17 protein-coding genes are annotated in these 16,462 nt (G+C 69.5%); 7 read left to right on the top strand and 10 right to left on the bottom strand.

Annotated features, from left to right (window positions below; genetic code table 11):
• Nucleotides 1-162 precede the first annotated feature (162 nt).
• Nucleotides 163-1,338, top strand: coding sequence for a lipase family protein (locus ACIO52_RS01125; protein WP_308248700.1), 1,176 nt, complete (start codon nt 163-165; stop codon nt 1,336-1,338).
• Nucleotides 1,339-1,406: 68 nt separating this feature from the next.
• Here ACIO52_RS01125 and ACIO52_RS01120 read toward each other — a convergent pair whose 3' ends face one another.
• The 5 genes from ACIO52_RS01120 to ACIO52_RS01100 all read right to left on the bottom strand — a co-directional run bounded on the left by ACIO52_RS01120 (nt 1,407) and on the right by ACIO52_RS01100 (nt 6,732).
• On the bottom strand, nt 1,407-1,901 hold the full coding sequence (locus tag ACIO52_RS01120; protein WP_218722000.1) for a YbjN domain-containing protein: 495 nt from the start codon (nt 1,899-1,901) through the stop codon (nt 1,407-1,409).
• Nucleotides 1,898-3,256, bottom strand: coding sequence for a D-inositol-3-phosphate glycosyltransferase (mshA, locus tag ACIO52_RS01115; RefSeq protein WP_218722198.1), 1,359 nt, complete (start codon nt 3,254-3,256; stop codon nt 1,898-1,900). The genes ACIO52_RS01120 and mshA overlap by 4 nt, the downstream gene beginning before the upstream one ends.
• A gap of 155 nt (nt 3,257-3,411) precedes the next feature.
• Entirely contained in the window at nt 3,412-4,395 is a 984-nt protein-coding gene (locus tag ACIO52_RS01110; protein WP_402640594.1) for an alpha/beta hydrolase, read from the bottom strand.
• 362 nt (nt 4,396-4,757) lie between these two features.
• Nucleotides 4,758-5,780: an alpha/beta hydrolase family protein gene (locus ACIO52_RS01105; RefSeq protein ID WP_218722001.1), complete on the bottom strand. Its 1,023-nt coding sequence runs from the start codon at nt 5,778-5,780 to the stop codon at nt 4,758-4,760.
• Between the two features lie 127 nt (nt 5,781-5,907).
• Entirely contained in the window at nt 5,908-6,732 is an 825-nt protein-coding gene (locus tag ACIO52_RS01100; RefSeq protein ID WP_316576217.1) for an alpha/beta hydrolase, read from the bottom strand.
• 81 nt (nt 6,733-6,813) lie between these two features.
• Here ACIO52_RS01100 and ACIO52_RS01095 point away from each other — a divergent pair, with 81 nt between their 5' ends.
• From ACIO52_RS01095 to ACIO52_RS01085, 3 genes are all read left to right on the top strand, one after another.
• Nucleotides 6,814-7,548, top strand: a complete 735-nt coding sequence (locus ACIO52_RS01095) for an SDR family NAD(P)-dependent oxidoreductase (RefSeq protein ID WP_316576218.1) — start codon at nt 6,814-6,816, stop codon at nt 7,546-7,548.
• A 189-nt stretch (nt 7,549-7,737) separates the two neighbouring features.
• Complete coding sequence (mscL, locus tag ACIO52_RS01090) at nt 7,738-8,193, top strand: large conductance mechanosensitive channel protein MscL (protein WP_255588734.1); 456 nt, start codon at nt 7,738-7,740, stop codon at nt 8,191-8,193.
• A 15-nt stretch (nt 8,194-8,208) separates the two neighbouring features.
• The gene (locus tag ACIO52_RS01085) at nt 8,209-8,391 is read left to right on the top strand and encodes a DUF1737 domain-containing protein (protein WP_218722004.1); all 183 of its coding nucleotides are present in this window, start codon (nt 8,209-8,211) and stop codon (nt 8,389-8,391) included.
• Between the two features lie 9 nt (nt 8,392-8,400).
• On the opposite strand, the gene ACIO52_RS01080 is transcribed toward ACIO52_RS01085, so the two are convergent.
• A complete protein-coding gene (locus ACIO52_RS01080; protein WP_402640587.1) occupies nt 8,401-9,858 on the bottom strand; it encodes a DHA2 family efflux MFS transporter permease subunit in 1,458 nt (485 codons plus the stop codon).
• Nucleotides 9,855-10,454 (bottom strand): NADPH-dependent FMN reductase, encoded by a 600-nt coding sequence (locus tag ACIO52_RS01075; protein ID WP_218722006.1) that lies wholly within the window; start codon nt 10,452-10,454, stop codon nt 9,855-9,857. Before ACIO52_RS01075 ends, ACIO52_RS01080 begins: the two co-directional genes overlap by 4 nt.
• A 178-nt stretch (nt 10,455-10,632) precedes the next feature.
• On the opposite strand from ACIO52_RS01075, the gene ACIO52_RS01070 reads away from it, so the two are divergent.
• On the top strand, nt 10,633-11,991 hold the full coding sequence (locus tag ACIO52_RS01070; protein WP_316576220.1) for an MFS transporter: 1,359 nt from the start codon (nt 10,633-10,635) through the stop codon (nt 11,989-11,991).
• 75 nt (nt 11,992-12,066) lie between these two features.
• Here the strand turns inward: ACIO52_RS01070 and ACIO52_RS01065 are convergent, their stop codons facing one another.
• The 3 genes from ACIO52_RS01065 to ACIO52_RS01055 form a co-directional block, all read right to left on the bottom strand.
• Nucleotides 12,067-12,336, bottom strand: coding sequence for a hypothetical protein (locus ACIO52_RS01065; protein ID WP_218722008.1), 270 nt, complete (start codon nt 12,334-12,336; stop codon nt 12,067-12,069).
• Nucleotides 12,337-12,823: 487 nt separating this feature from the next.
• On the bottom strand, nt 12,824-13,999 hold the full coding sequence (locus ACIO52_RS01060) for an Ig-like domain-containing protein (RefSeq protein ID WP_402640583.1): 1,176 nt from the start codon (nt 13,997-13,999) through the stop codon (nt 12,824-12,826).
• A gap of 163 nt (nt 14,000-14,162) precedes the next feature.
• Nucleotides 14,163-15,296, bottom strand: coding sequence for a UDP-N-acetylmuramate dehydrogenase (locus ACIO52_RS01055; RefSeq protein ID WP_402640580.1), 1,134 nt, complete (start codon nt 15,294-15,296; stop codon nt 14,163-14,165).
• On the opposite strand from ACIO52_RS01055, the gene ACIO52_RS01050 reads away from it, so the two are divergent.
• Nucleotides 15,295-15,780: a DUF2505 domain-containing protein gene (locus tag ACIO52_RS01050; RefSeq protein WP_316576221.1), complete on the top strand. Its 486-nt coding sequence runs from the start codon at nt 15,295-15,297 to the stop codon at nt 15,778-15,780. The genes ACIO52_RS01055 and ACIO52_RS01050 overlap by 2 nt on opposite strands.
• 141 nt (nt 15,781-15,921) lie before the next feature.
• Nucleotides 15,922-16,449, top strand: coding sequence for a DUF2505 domain-containing protein (locus tag ACIO52_RS01045; protein ID WP_218722011.1), 528 nt, complete (start codon nt 15,922-15,924; stop codon nt 16,447-16,449).
• Nucleotides 16,450-16,462: the final 13 nt, after the last annotated feature.

The raw sequence follows: 16,462 nt of genomic DNA, 5'->3' as shown, positions 1-16,462 counted from the left end.
GCAGTACAACAGGGCCGCGCGGCCTATCCGATGTGAGAGATCACAGCGTGTGGCGCGCGACACTTTGACTACTGGTTGGTACGCACGGCCCATTTTCGTTAGATACTTCGACGCGGGTCGGGTCTTGTCAGCTGGGCAGCACAACTCTGATGAAGGATAGCTGTGTCGAAATTCGTTGTACTGGTGTTGAGCCTGCTGTCGGTGGGGTTCCTCGCCGCACCGGCGGGCGCGAACCCGTTGTATCCGACCCCCGATCCGGATCCGTTCTTCACGGCGCCGAGTGACATCGCGGCGCTGGCGCCCGGTGACGTCGTGCGCAAGCGTCGTATCGACACCCTGCTCTACCCCGGGACCGAGGGCTGGCAGATCGCGTTCCGCTCCACCAACTCCGCGGGCAACGCGATCATGGGCGTCACCACCGTGCTGATGCCGATCGGCGTGAAGAATCCGCCGCTGGTGTCCTACCAGGCGCTGATCAACTCCATCGGCACGCGCTGCAACCCGTCGCAGTCGCTGTTCAACGGCGAGCTGCAGGACGCGCCCGGCGCGATGCTGCCGTTGCAGCGCGGCTGGGCCATCTCGGTCCCGGACTACCTCGGCCCGACCGTCGCCTACGGCGCGGCGCGGCTCAGCGGCATGGTCACCCTCGACAGCGTGCGGGCGGTGCAGAGGGTCGCCGAACTGGGCGTGGGCAACTCGCCGGTCGCGATCGCCGGGTACTCCGGCGGCGGCATGGCCACCGCCTGGGCGGGTGCGCTGCAGCCGACCTACGCGCCGGAACTGAAGCTGTCCGCCGTGGTCGCCGGCGGCATCCCCGCCGACCTGGAGCTGATGGCCGATGCCCTCGGTTTCGCCCCGCACCCCGGCTTCGGCCTGGCCTTCGCCGCGGCGATGGGCATCGAGCGCGAGTACCCCGAGCAGGTGCCGGTCTCGGACCAGCTCAACGAGAACGGCCTGTGGTTCCGTGAGTTCACCAAGGACGCGTGCCGTCGATTCCTGCTGTTCCACGGCATCTTCCGCAATGCCGAGCAGATGGCGGCGTCCAAGGAACTGATGACCAGCCAGGTGGCGCGCGGCGTGCTGCGCGAGAACAGCCTGGTGCACTTCACCGGCGCGCCCACCGCGCCGACCTACATCTGGCAGGGCAAGTACGACACCCTGACCCCGTACGGTCCGGTCGCCGAGTCCGTCGCCCACTTCTGCGCCAAGGGTGCCCCGGTGCAGCTGACGACGATCGAGATCTCCGAGCACATGACCGCCGCCGCGGCCGGTTTCGTCGACGCCTGGAACTACGTCGAGTCCCGGTTCCGCAACGAGCCGGTGCCGTCGAACTGCTGAGCTGACAGAGTTGCCGAAGCCCCGCCGGTCGTGACCGGCGGGGCTTCGGTTCTGTCGAGGACCAGGACTCAGACCTGGTCGGCCTCGTCGATCAGATGCTCGAAGGCGCGCAGGTTCTTCAGCGACTCACCGCGCGAGACACGCCACTTCCATTCCTTGCGGATGGATTCCGCGAAGCCGAGTTCGAGCAGGACGTTGAAGTCGGTGTCGACGGCCTCGAGGATCTGGCCGAAGATCCGATCGAGCTCGTCGGGGGTGACCGACTCGGTCGACATCCGGCCGACGAGATAGATGTCGCCGACATTGTCGAGGGTGTAGGCCACCCCGTAGAGGCGGCGGTTGCGGCGCAGCAGGTACTTGTAGACGCCCTCGAAGTTCTCGTCGGGCTTGCGGCAGACGAACGATTCGATGCGCACGCCGTGCTTGCCGACGGTCAGCATCACCGTGGTCTTGAGCTTGCGCTCGCCGGGCAACACGACGATGAAGGTGTCGTCGGAATGGCGGGTGTATTCGATCTCGCGGTCGCGCAGCGTTTCGTCGATGACCTGCGATACGGCGCTCACCTGCGTACTCCCGTCCGGCGCCGCCACAGCGCCCGCGATCTGGCCTGGCTGGTCTCGCCCGCGTGCAGGGCGATCGGGCCGCGTTCGGCGCGGAACCCGGCCATCGCGGCAGCGTAGCTGTCGAGCAGTCCCTCGGCGGTGTGCGCCCAGGAGAACTCGCTGGCGTGCGCGACGGCGGTGGCGCTCATCCGCGTCAGGCGATCCGGGTCGTCGAGCAGGGCGGCCAGCGCGTCGGCCCAGTCCGGGGTGCGGTGGCCCGGCACCAGCAGACCGGATTCGCGGTGCCGCACCGCGGTGCCGAGACCGCCGACGTCGGCGGCGAGCACCGGGGTGCCACTGGCCTGCGCCTCGATGGCGACCAGACCGAAGGATTCGTTGTAACTGGGCACGGCGACGACATCGGCCGCGCGGTATACCCGCACCAGCCGGTCGGCGGGCTGCGGCGGCAGGAAGGTGACGTGCTCGGTGATCCCGAGATCGGCCGCCAGCTCGATCAGCGCGTCGGGGCGGGCCAGGCCGGAGCCGGACGGTCCGCCGACGATCAGCACCCGCAGCTTGCGGCGGGGATCGCGGCGCAGCAGCGCGGCCGCGGCGCGCACCAGCACGTCGGGCGCCTTGAGCGGCTGGATGCGGCCGACGAAGGCCACAACCTGCTCGTCGGCCCGCAGGCCCAGCTCGGCGCGGGCCGCGAGCTTGTCGCCGGGCCGGTAGCGGGTCAGGTCGGCGCCGGGCGGCACCACGTCGATGCGATCGGGCGAGGCGCCGTAGAGGTCGACGAGCTGGCGGGCCTCGTCACCGGTGTTGGCGACGAGCCGGTCGGCCTCGGCGATGACCTGCTTCTCCCCGATCACCCTGGTCTCGGGTTCGGGGGCGTCGCCCTCGGCGAGCGCGGCGTTCTTCACCGCGGCCAGCGTGTGCGCGGTGTGCACCAGCGGCACCCGCCAGCGGTCCCGCGCCAGCCAGCCGACCTGGCCGGAGAGCCAATAGTGGGAGTGCACGAGGTCGTAGTGGCCGGGCAGGTGGCGCGCCTCCTGGCGCAGCACCTCGGCGGTGAACGGGCACAGCTGGGTGGGCAGGTCGTTCTTGTCCAGCCCCTCGAACGGTCCGGCGACCACGTGGCGCACCAGCACACCGGGGCCCGCCTCGGCGACCGGCGGCAGATCCGACGAGGTCGCGCGCGTGAAGATCTCCACCTCGGTGCCGCGTTTGGCGAGCTCGAGCGCGGTTTGCAGCACGTAGACGTTCATGCCGCCCGCATCGCCGGTTCCGGGCTGCGCCAGCGGTGACGTATGCACCGAGAGCACCGCGATGCGGTGGGGCAAAAGTTCCGGACGACGCTGACTCACACACTCCAGTGTGCACGCCGCGACGCCGCCGCCGACATCCCTACCGGGATCGGTGACGGTAGTCACAGCGTATTCGTGAGTGAGTTCACCTGTGCTTCGACACGAGCCTGCCGGATACGCGGCCTGTGTGCCAGCGAATTTCGGACATGGCGTTCGCGGCGGGATCAGCGGTGCAGCGCCCTCTCGAACAGCGGCCAGGACTTGTGCAGATCCTGCTGCCAGTAGCCCCAGGAGTGGGTGCCGTTGGGTCGCAGATCGACGGTCGCGGGGATCCCGAGCGATTGCAGCCGGTCGCGCAGCTGCTGGGTGCAGGTGCCGGTGACCGCCTCCAGCGACGCGCCGAAGAGCAGTTCCATGGTCCGCTGCACCGGGTCGTCCCCGACGCCGATGGTGTCGAACGGTCCGGGAATCCCGTTGCCGGAGGACAGGTACACCTCGGTGCCGCGAAAGATCTCGGCGTGCAGGTAGGGATCGTTGGCCGTCCACGCCGGATCGGTCGGCGGCCCCCACATGTTGCGGACGTTGCCGAGCCTGCTGCCGACCACCGCGCTCACGATCGCCTGTCCCCGCAGGTCGCTGGTGCGCACACACCCGCTGTAGGACCCGATCGCCCTATACAGCCCCGGTTCGGCGAGTGCGAGCTGGAACACCGCGGTGCCCGCCATCGACAGTCCCGCAATGGCATTGGCGCCGGTGCCGCCGAACGCGGCGTCGATCACCGGCGGGAGCTCCTTGGTGAGGAAGGTAGTCCAGCGCTGCTTGCCGAGCACCGGATCGTCGGCGCGCCAGTCGGCGAAGTAACTGCCCGCCCCGCCGAACGGGATCACCACATTGACCTGTTTGTCCTTGAAGAATTCGACGACGTCGGTGCGATCGAGCCAGTTCCCGTCGCTGCCGCCGCCGACCCCGTTGAGCAGATACAGCGTCGGCGCAGGCGAATTCGGGTCGGCGGCCCGCAGCACGCGTGCCCGGGCGACGGTGTCCATCGCGGGCGAGTACACCCCGATGTCGATGGTGCGATCGGCCTCGATCCGCCGGTCCTCGATCCGTGCCACGGGCTCGGCCGCGGCTGGCACCGCGACCACCGACCCCGCGAGCACCGCCAGCATCACCCCGGCGATCCGAGTGCCCACTGCCCGACCGAACATCATCGAACTCCGCTCTCGACGCCGAACCCACTTCCTCTGCGATCAAACGGCATTCCCGAACGCTACACACGAATTCACCGAAACATTGTGACGATTACCAGAAGATTTATGGCGCGCCTGTGCGTTCGAACTCCTTAGGCACAGGACACAATCACAGTCGTATCACATCGGCTCCCGACACCACGATGACCGGCCGAAACAGCGCCGACTACCTGCGGTAACAGCGCCCGAACCCGTACCCATAGAGTGCAATATTGCGAACTCCGCGGGCAGCCGGAATCGCCTCGCATTTGCTGTGAAAAGACCCACCGGATTCTTTTCCGGCACCGTTCGCTCGCGTGATCGGACAGCGAATATTCGATTCAGCCGAGGCGCAGAGCGCGCGCGAACAGCGGCCACGAGCGGTGCAGATCGTCGTTCCAGTAGCCCCAGGAATGGGTGCCGGCGGGACGCAGGTCGACGGTGGCGGGGATGCCGAGTTCGCCGAAGCGGACGGCCAATTGGCGGGTACACAGGCCGGTGACGGCATCGAGTGCGCCGCCGACGAGGAGCTGGTCGAGCAGTTTCATCGGGTCGCCGCCGATGCCGGGACCCGCCGTGGTGTCGAGGTCGCCGGGCAGGCCGGTGCCGGAGGCCACGTAGATGGCCAGGCCGCGTAGCCGGTCGGCGTGCAGGAAGGGGTCGTTGGCGGCCCAGAGCGGGTCGCCGGGTTGTCCCCACATGTTCACCGGGTCGCCGTTCTGGCCGGAGACGACAGTGTTGACGATGGCGTGGCCCTGCGGGCCGCTGGTGGACACGCAACCGCTGTAGCTGCCCACCGCGCGATAGAGCTGCGGCGCGGCCAGGGCCAGTTGGAAGGCCGCGGTGCCCGCCATCGAGACCCCGGCGATGGCATTGGCTCCGGTGCCGCGGAATTCGGCGTCGATCACCCGGGGGAGTTCGCGGGTGAGGAAGGTCGTCCAGCGCTGGCGGCCGAGCACCGGATCGTCGGCGCGCCAGTCGGCGTAGTAGCTGCCCGCGCCGCCGATCGGCATCACCACGGTGACCTGCTCGTCGGCGAAGAACTGCTCGGAGTCGGTGCGGGTCAGCCAGTTTCCGCCGTCGCGCCAGTCACCGGTGGCGCTGCCGCCGTCGACCCCGTTGAGCAGGTACAGCACCGGCGCCGCGGCCGCGCGGTCGGCGGCGGGCAGCACGGCGACGTGCACCGGCTTGCCCATCGCCCCCGAGTACACGACCAGGTCGACGACCCGACCCTGCCCCGGCGTCGCCGAGATCAGCCGCGCGGCGTCCACACCGCGCGGATCGGGCGGCGCCGCGCCCGCGACCGCGTGGGCGCACACCAGCCCCGCGACGAGAAGCAACCCACACCGTGCCAGGACGCTCATGCGTCACCTCCCTGCCCGGCCGAGAACGAGACCGTGCGAGAGAGGTTAGGCAGGTCAGGCTGCCCCCACCCGCATTTCTGAAACATTCACAGTTCACAGCGGCGGGGGCGCGGGTCCGCCGCCCGACTCAGTCCAGCGCGTCGACGAACGCGCTGACCTCGGCGAAGAAGCGCGGGCGGTCCTCGATGAAGAGCCCGTGCTGGGCGCCCTCCCACAGCGAGAGGCGGGCGTTAGGGGCATTGTCGGCGATGTAGCGGCCGTTGGCGGCGGGCACCACCGGATCCTCGGTGCCGTGCAGGACCAGCACCGGAATGTCGAGACCGCGCAGGGTGTCGGTGTTGTCGATGGTCCGGTAGAACAGCGCCTTCCGCACCGAAGGCGGGGTGGCCAGGCTGGTGCCGAACAGGCGCTGGGCGTCGACGCCCTTGTCCGCGCCGGGACCGGTGTTGGCGTTGCCGAACGCCGAGAAACCGCGCACCGCGCGCCCGGCCGCCTCGTCGAAGACGCCCGGAATCGCCTTCTCCATGGCCGGACCGGTGGCGGCGCCGGGCACCTTCGGGCCGATATTGGCCGGGGCACCGCAGTAGACGACCGCGGCGACGGCGGCAGCGCCGTAGGTGGCGAGGTAGTCGGTGGCGACGATGCCGCCGTAGGACCAGCCCAGCAACACCGCCCCCGAGGCGATGCCCTCGGCCGCCAGCACGGCGGCGACATCGGCGGCCCACGCCTTGGGATCGTCGTACCCGGCGCCCGGATCGTCGGAGTACCCGTGCCCGCGCAGGTCGACGGCGACGACGCGGTAGCGCTGCGCCAGATCGTCGGCGGCCGCGCCCCAGCAGCGCAGATTGCCCGCCCAGCCGTGCAGCAGCACCAGCGGCCTGCCGGTCTCCGGGCCGCTGACCCGGTAGACGATCCTGGTTCCGTCGGCACTGACAGCATCACGAATAGCCATGCCGACAGGCTAACGCCGGTCCACATCAGCGTGATCCCAGCCATGGCGACGGCGAATCCACGGCGAATAAGATCAATCCACATGAGCACTCGCACCGCCGTCGTCACCGGAGCCAGCTCGGGAATCGGTGAAGCCACCGCCCGGGAACTCGCCAAGCAGGGCTACCACGTCTATGTGGGCGCCCGGCGGTTCGACCGGGTGCAGCGGCTCGCCGAGGAGATCGGCGGCACCGCCGTCGAGCTCGACGTCACCGCCGAGGAATCGGTGCGCGCGTTCACCGACTCGATCGACCGGGTCGACGTGCTGGTCAACAACGCCGGCGGCGCCAAGGGCCTGGCCACGGTCGCCGAGGCCGACCTCGACGACTGGCGCTGGATGTGGGAGACCAACGTCCTGGGCACCCTGCGCCTGACCAAGGCGCTGCTGCCGAAGCTGATCGACTCCGGCGACGGCCTGATCGTCACCATCACCTCCATCGCCGCCTTCCACGCCTACCCGAACGGCTCGGGCTACACCTCGGCCAAGCACGCCCAGGCCGTGCTGCACCGCACCCTGCGCGACGAACTGCTCGGGCAGCCGGTGCGGCTCACCGAGATCGCGCCCGGCGCGGTGGAGACCGAGTTCTCCCTGGTCCGCTTCGACGGCGACGCCGAGCGCGCGGCGAAGGTCTACCAGGGCATCGATCCGCTCTACGCGCAGGACATCGCCGAGATCGTCGGCTTCGTGGCGAGCAGGCCCGCGCACGTGAACCTCGACACGATCGTCGTCAAGCCCCGTGACCAGGCAGGCCCCGGCAGCTTCGCGCGACGCTCCTGACCTGCGACGTTCAATCCCCGGACCGGGCAACCGAATCCGGGGGCCACGGCTGCCCGAGTGGCGGGCCGGACCGGGGGAACCGATACTGCCCAGGACCGGGCCGAGGCATAGCTGCGAATTCGCTACCGACTGGAACGGTCGATAACATCGCCACGTTTGCCGATAGCCAGTCCTAGGAGTACTTCACCGATGCGCAGTATCAAGTCCGTGTTCGACGGGTTCAAAGACTTCCTGATGCGTGGAAACGTCATCGATCTGGCGGTCGCGGTGGTCATGGGCACCGCGTTCACCGCCGTCGTGACCTCGTTCACCAAGGGAATCGTCAACCCGCTGCTCGCGGTGTTCGGCTCGACCAACGAACTGGGTCTCGGCGTCCAGCTGATCGCCGACAAGCCGGCCACCTTCATCGCGCTCGGCCCGATCATCACCGCGTTCATCGACTTCTTCATGGTCGCGGCGGTCCTGTACTTCGTGCTGATGCTGCCGATGAAGTCGCTGAAGAACAAGTTCGGCACCACCAAGGCCGCCGAGCCGACCGAGACCGAGCTGCTCATCGAGATCCGCGATCTGCTGGCCAAGCAGCAGGGACTGAGCACCGAGCAGACCGAGGCGCTGAGCAAGGAACGCGCCACCGAGTCCGCGTAGCGGATAATCGCCCGCATGAGCGAACCACCGGACGGACTACCGGCCTATCGAGTCCTGACCGGCCCGGACGACGAGACGTTCTGCCGACGGGTGAGCGCGGCGCTGGCCCTGGGCTACGAACTCCACGAGGGCCCAGCAGTCACCTTCGACGGGACGAACGTCATCGTCGCCCAGGCGGTGGTGTGGCCGACCGGGTGACGGTCGACCTCACGCTTCGGCGCGGCGCGGCAGCAGCAGCGCCGGGATCATCGCCAGGGCGATCATGACCGGGGCGATCCAGTAGGTGTGCTGGAACGCCTCGGCCAGTGCCGGAGCCAGGTCGGCGCGCTGGTCGCGACTCATGCCGTGCAGGGCCTGGAGCCCGCCGGTCACCGGGAGCAGGGCGCCCAGTGTCACGGAGCTGACCGCGGTGCCGACCGCCATCGCGGTGGTGCTGATCATGTTCAGCACCGTCGACCCGGCCGGCTGTTGCGCCCGGCTCAGCGGCCGGGTCGCGGTGGTGATCACCGGCATCATGGTGCCGCCGCCACCGGCGCCCATTAGCAGCATGGTCAGGCCGAGCGCCCAGTACGGCGCGTCCGCGTCGAGCTGGAGCACGAACAGCACGAAACCGGTGAGCGCCACCGTGATCGACACCGGCAGATAGCGGCCGGGCGGGATCCGATCGATCAGCCGGCCCGCGACCTGCATAGTGGCGCCCGAGGCCAGCGCGAACGGAATCCCGAGAGCGCCGGCCACCAGCGCCGATTCGCCACGCACCACCTGGAAGTACAACGGCAGCAACAGCATCGACCCGAAGTAGCCGCTCGCGAACAACGCCAGCAACGCGGCGGAGATCCCGGTTGTGCGATTGCCCAGGACCCGCAGATCCAGCAGCGGAACCGGGATGCTCAGCGAGCGCAGCACGAAGGCGACGATGAGCCCGGCGCCGGCCAGCAGCGGCACCAGCACCGCGGCCGAAGCGAAGCCCGCGTTCTCCCCAGCCGCGGTCACGCCGTAGATCACCAGCGCCAGCCCCGGCGACATCAGCAGCAGGCCGAGCACGTCGAGCGGGCGCGGCGGCTCCGGCGCGTCGTCGGGCACCACCCGGGCCGCCAACACCAGCACCAGCGCGCCCAGCGGCAGGTTCAGGAAGAACATCCAGCGCCAGGACACCTCGTCGATCAGGTAACCGCCGATCACCGGCCCCAGCAGCGGGCCGACCAGGATCGCCAGGCCGAGGGTGCTCATCAGCCGGCCGAGCCGCTCCGGACCGGCCGCGCGCAGCAGGATGGTCATCGCCACCGGCATCAGCAGCCCGCCGCTCGCGCCCTGCACCAGCCGGAAGGCGATGAGCGACTCGATGTTCCAGGCCAGCCCCGCCAGCACCGAGCCGACCGCGAACGCCGCGATCGCCGTCAGATACAGCCGTTTGGCGCCGAAGCGACCGACCAGCCACGCCGAGGTCGGCACCACGGCGCCGAGGGCGAGCGAGTAGCCGGTGGCCACCCACTGGATCGTGCTCAGTCCCGCGTCGAACTCGACGGAGAGTTTGTTGATGGCGACGTTGACGATCGTCTGATCGAGCGTCGCCATGATCATGCCCACCACCAGCACCAGCGCGATGCGCATCGGATCGCGGGTGATGGGTGGGGCTGTCGTGGTCGGGGTCAGCACGGCGATCACTTCCCGTACGGGCGCACGGCGCGGGCGGCGCGCAGGGCCTCGCCCCACCAGAGGAGCTGGTCGAGCAGGACCGCGGCGGCATCGGCGGCGCCCGGGTCGCTCAGTGCGCCCGCCTCGTCGAACCGGCCCCACGGATTGGGCAGGGCGACCGAGTCGCGGACGGTGACCGCGTGCAGTTCGGCGAAGACCGGGCGCAGGTGTTCCACCGCCCGCAGGCCGCCGGAGATACCGCCGTAGGAGACGAAGCCGACCGGCTTGGCCTGCCATTCGGTGTGGTGGGTGTCGATCAGGTTCTTGAGCGTGCCCGGGTAGCTGTGGTTGTACTCGGGCGTCACCACGACGAAGGCGTCGGCGCGGGCGAGCTTGTCGGTGGCCTCGGCCACCGAGGGGTGCTCGGCGGCGGCGCCGAAGACCCGCGGCAGTTCGACCTGCCCGGCGTCGACCACGTCGACCTCGATCGCGTCGCGCAGCGCCGCCTGCCGGACGAACCAGTCGGCGACGGTGGGACCGAAGCGCCCCTGCCTGGTGCTGCCGATGACGACGACGACCCGCAGCGGGCGAATGGCGGTGCGGGCGTGCTCAACCGTGGCGCTCATGTGTTCCTCCGACTAGGTGGCAGCCGCTCGGCCGCCGCTGCGCACCACGGTGCTACCTCAACCTCCCTTCAGGTCAAGCGGACGCAGTCCACCCCTTGACGGGAATACCCCCCATGGGTATATAGTTGCATCCATACGCAGATAAGAGACCATGCATTACCCAGAAGGGCCGACCATCATGACCACCTCACTGTTCGCCCACCGGGACTATCGCCTGCTGTTCACCGCCCAGGTCGCCGCCCTGTTCGGCACCGGTCTCACCACGGTCGCCCTCGGCCTGCTCGCCTACGAGCTGGCGGGCGGCAACGCCGCGATCGTGCTCGGCACCGCGCTGACGCTGAAGATGGTCGCCTACGTGATCGTCGCCCCGATCGCGGGCGCCTACGCGGGACTGCTGCCGCGCAGGCAATTCCTGATGGCGCTCAACGGCATTCGCGGCGGCATCGTGCTGGCCCTGCCGTTCGTCGACCAGATCTGGCAGATCTACGTGCTGATCACCCTGTTGCAGATCGCCTCAGCCGCCTACACCCCCACCTACCAGGCCGTGCTGCCGGACATCCTGCCCGACGAGCGCGATTACACGAAGGCGCTCTCGGCCGCCCAGCTGGCCGCGACCATGGAAACCCTGCTCAGCCCGATGCTGGCGGCGCTGGCCCTGAGCCTGATCAGCTTCCACTGGCTGTTCGTCGGCACCGGCATCGGCTTCGCGGTCTCGGTCGCCCTGGTCATGGCGGCGCGGATCCCGAACGCGGTGGTCGGCGACGGCGCGATCGGGCAGCGTCTCGCCGCCGGCCTGCGGCTGTTCGCGGCCACCCCACGACTGCGCGGGCTACTCGGACTGAACCTGGTGGTCGCCGCGGCGGGCTCGGTGGTCATGGTCAACACCGTCAACTACGCCCGCGACGTGCTCGGCGGCGACCAGTCCGGCGTCGCGCTGCTGCTGGCCGCCAACGGGTTCGGCACCATGCTCGTCGCCCTGACCCTGCCCAAGATCCTGGACCGGCGCGGCGAACGTCCGGTGATGCTCACCGGCGCGGCCGTCCTGGTCACCGGCCTGGTCGCGGCGATCACCCTGTCGACCGCGAGCATCGGCGACTGGAGCTGGGCCGCCGCCCTGGCCACCTGGGCCGTCATCGGCGCGGGCACCGGCCTGGTCCTCACCCCCACCGGTCGCGTGCTGCGCCGCTCGGCCCGCGCGCAGGACCGCCCCGCCCTCTTCGCCGCCCAGTTCTCGCTCTCGCACCTGGCCTGGCTGATCACCTACCCGATCACCGGCTGGCTGGCCACCACCGCGGGCTTCACCACCACCTGGATCACCCTGGCCGTCATCGCCGCCCTCGGCGTCACCGCCGCGATCCGCCTGTGGCCCCGCCACGACCCCGCCGAGATCACCCACATCCACGACTTCGGCACCGTCGACCCGGCCATCCTCACCGACGCCACCGAAATCGCCCCCGGCCGCTACCAGCACACCCACCCCTACGTCATCGACCCCAACCACACCCGCTGGCCCACCCGCGTCCCCGCCCTGGTCTGACCGTCGCGAACGGAATGAACCCCGAGCCGTCTCGGCCGGGGTTCATTCTTCGGATCAGAACCAGGATCGAGCCCGTCAGTCACCGATGAACATGAGATACCCATTGGCGCGGAGCGCGATCGACGCGGACCTCCGCAGCAGGTCGACGGCCACCCGTTCGGCATCGGTCCGCACCTCGATTCCGTCGATCTGATCGAGGATCATGCCCAGTTGGTGCCGGTTGAACATGGTGTCGCCGTAGCGGTAGACCCCCCGGACCACGCTGGTATCGGGCTGGGCCGCGCACAGCCGGAACAACGTCTCCTCCGCATCGTCCCCGAAGCGCTGCAGCTCAGCGTGGTTCATGTCCTGCACAACAATGTCCAACGCCACCTGGTACCTACTCGTCTCCCGCGGGGTGCATTTTCTGATAATCCCTGGCATCGATGTCCCAGCCCACACTCGCCCACAGCGACGTAGCGGTCTCGCGCCTGTCGGGCCGAAGTGCCCGCGGTACGCACGCTGTCGATGCGGCGATACCGCTCCAACTGCCAGACAGGACCTCGCCGACGCGGCCGTCGAGACTATCGAGCTTCAGCGGCGTTGGTCTCACCCTGTTGCAGATAGCTGCCGACCGCTACTCCGAGCGAAACTGGTCCAGCGCGGCAAGGGAATTCAGCAGTTGCGAGCCCCCGTCATAGATCAGGTCGGACAGATAATTGCCGAGCCCACTTACTTCATCGGATACGACGGACAGACCGTCACCCGGATTCCGGGTCCCCCGGAGATGCTCACATCGGCCAATGCTATTCGCGCACTGACAGTTTGAACAGAGTGGACACGTTCCGCGAAGCTACCTCGGCGCAGCTGCTCCGGTGGTGGGCGCACCCGCGGGGAGGGCCGACATCGACTGCCAGGTGGGCCAGTCGATGGACCAGTCGTAGATGTCGCCGTCGGCCTGGGAGAGGGGAATGGAGGTGCCGGTGACCTCGACCGGGTCGCCGTAGCGGGCGGTCGGGAAGTAGGCCTGGGCGTCGGCGGGTGAGAGGTTGATGCAGCCGTTGGTGACGTTGGACGAGCCCTGGGCCGACAGGGATTCGGGGTTGGCGTGGATGAATTCGCCGTTGTTGGAGATGCGCACGGCCCAACGTTCGCGAACGTTGGTGTAGTACGGCGGATTCGACATCATGAAGTCCTCGTACTTCTCGGTGACCACGTGGGTGCCCGAGCGGGTGACGTTGCGCGGCTCGTTGCCCTCGCCGTAGGAGACGGCGAAATCGAAGACGGTGACGCCGTCTCGGACCACCTGCATGCGATGACTCGGCGCGTCGGCGATCACGATCTGACTGCGGCCGATGGTGAAATCGGAAGTCAGGTCGGAGTCGCCGTAGGCGCCGCCGCCCAGGTCGACGCCATAGAGCTCGGCCGCGACATGCACGGTGGTGCCGGGCGTCCAGTAGTCCTTGGGCCGCCAGTGCACCCGCGAACCGCCGTCGTCGGGCAGCCACGCCCACGAGCCCTCGGTGCCGGGGTCGGTGGTGACGGTGAGCGCCTTCTCCACCGCCGCCTTGTTCGTGACCGGGCCCGTGAACTTGATGATGATCGGGGCCGCGATGCCGACCTCCTGACCGTCCCCGATGTTGATCGTGGCCGGGATCGTCGACTTCGGCGTCAACGTGGTGAAGGTGCCGTCGATCGGGACCGGCTTGCCGTCGGTGCCGATCGCCGTGCCGGTCCAGGTGTAGGTGGTGTCGTAGCCCAGCGGCTCGGTGACCTGGTAGCTCGCGCGATCGGGCCCGAAGGTGCCCGCGACCTGCTTGCCGTTGGCGTTGGTGAGTGCGATCTGATCGATCCGGCCGTCGGCGACGGTCACCGACACGGGGGTGACCGGCGCGACGTCGGTCGCGCCCGCCGCGGGCGTCACGGTGACCCGGGCGACCGGGCCCGCGGGTGCGGCGTCGCCGCCGGGTCGGTCGATGGTGCAGCCCGTCAGCACGACGAGCACCGCCAGCAAGATCACCGCAACCACGGGGCGTCCGCGCCGAACTCCCACGCCACGCCTGTCGGCGGCCAACGCGCGCCGGACATGCCGAACTGCCGTCCCGCGCGCACGCGACGAGGCGGTTACCGAAGGTTTGCTCACGGCATCGAATGTACGCCGGGCTACCGACCGGGCCGCGCGACCGCCGGGCTCAGAGGGTCAGGCCGACCGTCACCGGCTCCGGTTCCAGCCGCACGCCGAACCGTTCCTCGACGCCGGCGCGGACCGTGCGAGCCAGCTCGACGATGTCGGCGGCGGTGGCCGCGCCACGGTTGGTCAGCGCGAGGGTGTGCTTGGTGGAGAGCCGGGCCGCGGCCTGCTCGCCGGGGAAGCCCTTGGCGAAGCCGGCGCGCTCGATCAGCCAGCCCGCCGAGAGCTTGGTGCCGTCGGGCGCGGGGTAGGTCGGCACCGACACCTCGCCGAGATGAGCGGTGATGGCCCCGAGCACTTGCGGCAGCCGGTCCTCGGGCACCACGGGATTGGTGAAGAACGAGCCCGCGCTCCAGGTGTCGTGGTCGGCGGGGTCGAGCACCATGCCCTTGCCCGCGCGCAGCCGCAGCACCTCCGCGCGCACGGCCGCGGCCGGACGGGACTCGCCGTCGCCCGCGCCGAGCACCCTGGCCAGTTCGCCGTAGCGCAGCGGGGCGCTCAGCCCGGACGGGTCGAGCGCGAACTCCACCGCCAGCACCACCGCGTCGTCGCTGTGCTTGAGCACGCTGGTGCGGTACGCGAAGCCGAGTTCGCCCGGCTCGGCCCAGCGGACCGCACCGGTCGTGCGATCGAGCAACCGCACCCGGCGCAGCAGCGTGGACACCTCGGCGCCGTACGCGCCGACGTTCTGCACCGGCGTCGCCCCGGCCGAGCCGGGAATCCCCGACAGGCATTCCAGCCCGCCCAGGCCGGCCGCCACGGTCGCCGCGACGACCGCGTCCCAGTTCGCCCCCGCCTCGGCGAACACGCTGTCGGCGCCGATCCGCACACCGGTGGTGCCCACCCGGACGACGACCCCGTCGAAGCCGGCGTCGTCGATGAGCAGGTTGGACCCACCGGCGATCAGCAGCACCCGGATCCCGGCCGCGTCCAGCGCCGACACCGTGGCGATCAGCGCCTCGGTGCTGTCGCATTCGGCGACCAGCGCGGGCCCGCCGACCCGCAGGGTCGTCAGTTCGGACAAACGCACCGATTCCCGCACCACCGCGCCGGTATCGGCGAGGAGGTCACGCACCTGATCGGCGGACACCACCTGAGTTGTTCCCACGTCACAAGACGGTAGCCTGTCGCGCATGGCTACACCTCTGGCGTACACGGCTCGCTACACCAAGCCGGTCGAGGCCGTGCGCGCGGCGTTCTCCGACGAGCAGTACTGGAAGGCTCGTATCGAGGAGGTCGGCGGGCCCGGCGCCCGGCTGGATTCCTTCGGCATCACCGGTGACCAGGTGCGCGTGCAGATGGTCCAGTCGATCCCCGCCGATCAGCTGCCGCCCGCGATCACCGCGGTGCGCCCCGGCGACCTGGTGATTCCGCGCACCGAAAGCTACACCGGCACGACCGGCACCATCGAGGCCCACGTCGACGGCGCGCCCGCCAAGGTCAGCGCCATCGTCACCCTGACCGACGAGGGCACCGGCTCGGTCGCCACCATCAGCGGCAGCATCGAGGTGAAGATCCCGCTGTTCGGCGGCAAGATCGAGGCCGCGATCTCCGAGCACCTGCTGGAACTGCTGGCCAACGAGGCCGGCTTCACCGAGCAGTGGCTCGCCGCCCACTGATTCCGCTCCGCACACCTGAAGCCCGGCGGGCCCGACCCGAGGGAGGGCAGGCCGACGACGTCGACCGTCGGCGGCCGTCCCGCCGGGACACAAGGGGCCGCCGACTCGAGCGCACCAGCGCTCCAAATACACTGCTCCCTCATGGCACGTCGACTTGACTACTCCGCCCGCTACCCGCTGCACACCGCCGAAGAGCTCTACGCGGCGCTGCAGAGCAGGGATTACTGGGAAGCGCGCGTCGCCGAGATGCGGAAGTACTCCCCGCACAACGAGGTGATCAGCCACGAGGTGAGCGACTCCGGCATCGATGTGGTGCTCGCCCACACCCTGCCGCGCGAGATGCTCCCCGAGATCGCCCAGACGGTGATGCGCAAGGACATGGTCATCACCCGCAAGGAGAGCTGGGGCCCGTTCGAGCGCGAGGAGACCGAGGGCACCTTCTCCGCCTCGATCCCGGCCGGCCCGGGCAGCCTCAACGGCGACATCCGGCTGTTCCCCACCGAGACCGGCGCGACCATGCGCTTCTCCCCCACCGCCAAGGTGTTCATCCCGATGGTCGGCCCGCGCCTGGAACAGCTGATGCTGGTGAACCTCGTCGACCTGTTCCGGGCCGAGCAAGAGGAGACCTCGCGCTGGCTGGAAGAGGCCGCCGCGAAGAAGACGGTCTGACGCACTCGCGCCC

The sequence above is a fragment of the Nocardia sp. NPDC087230 genome (assembly GCF_044744725.1).
Lineage (GTDB): Bacteria > Actinomycetota > Actinomycetes > Mycobacteriales > Mycobacteriaceae > Nocardia > Nocardia canadensis.
This window is presented reverse-complemented; position numbering and strand designations above follow the sequence as displayed.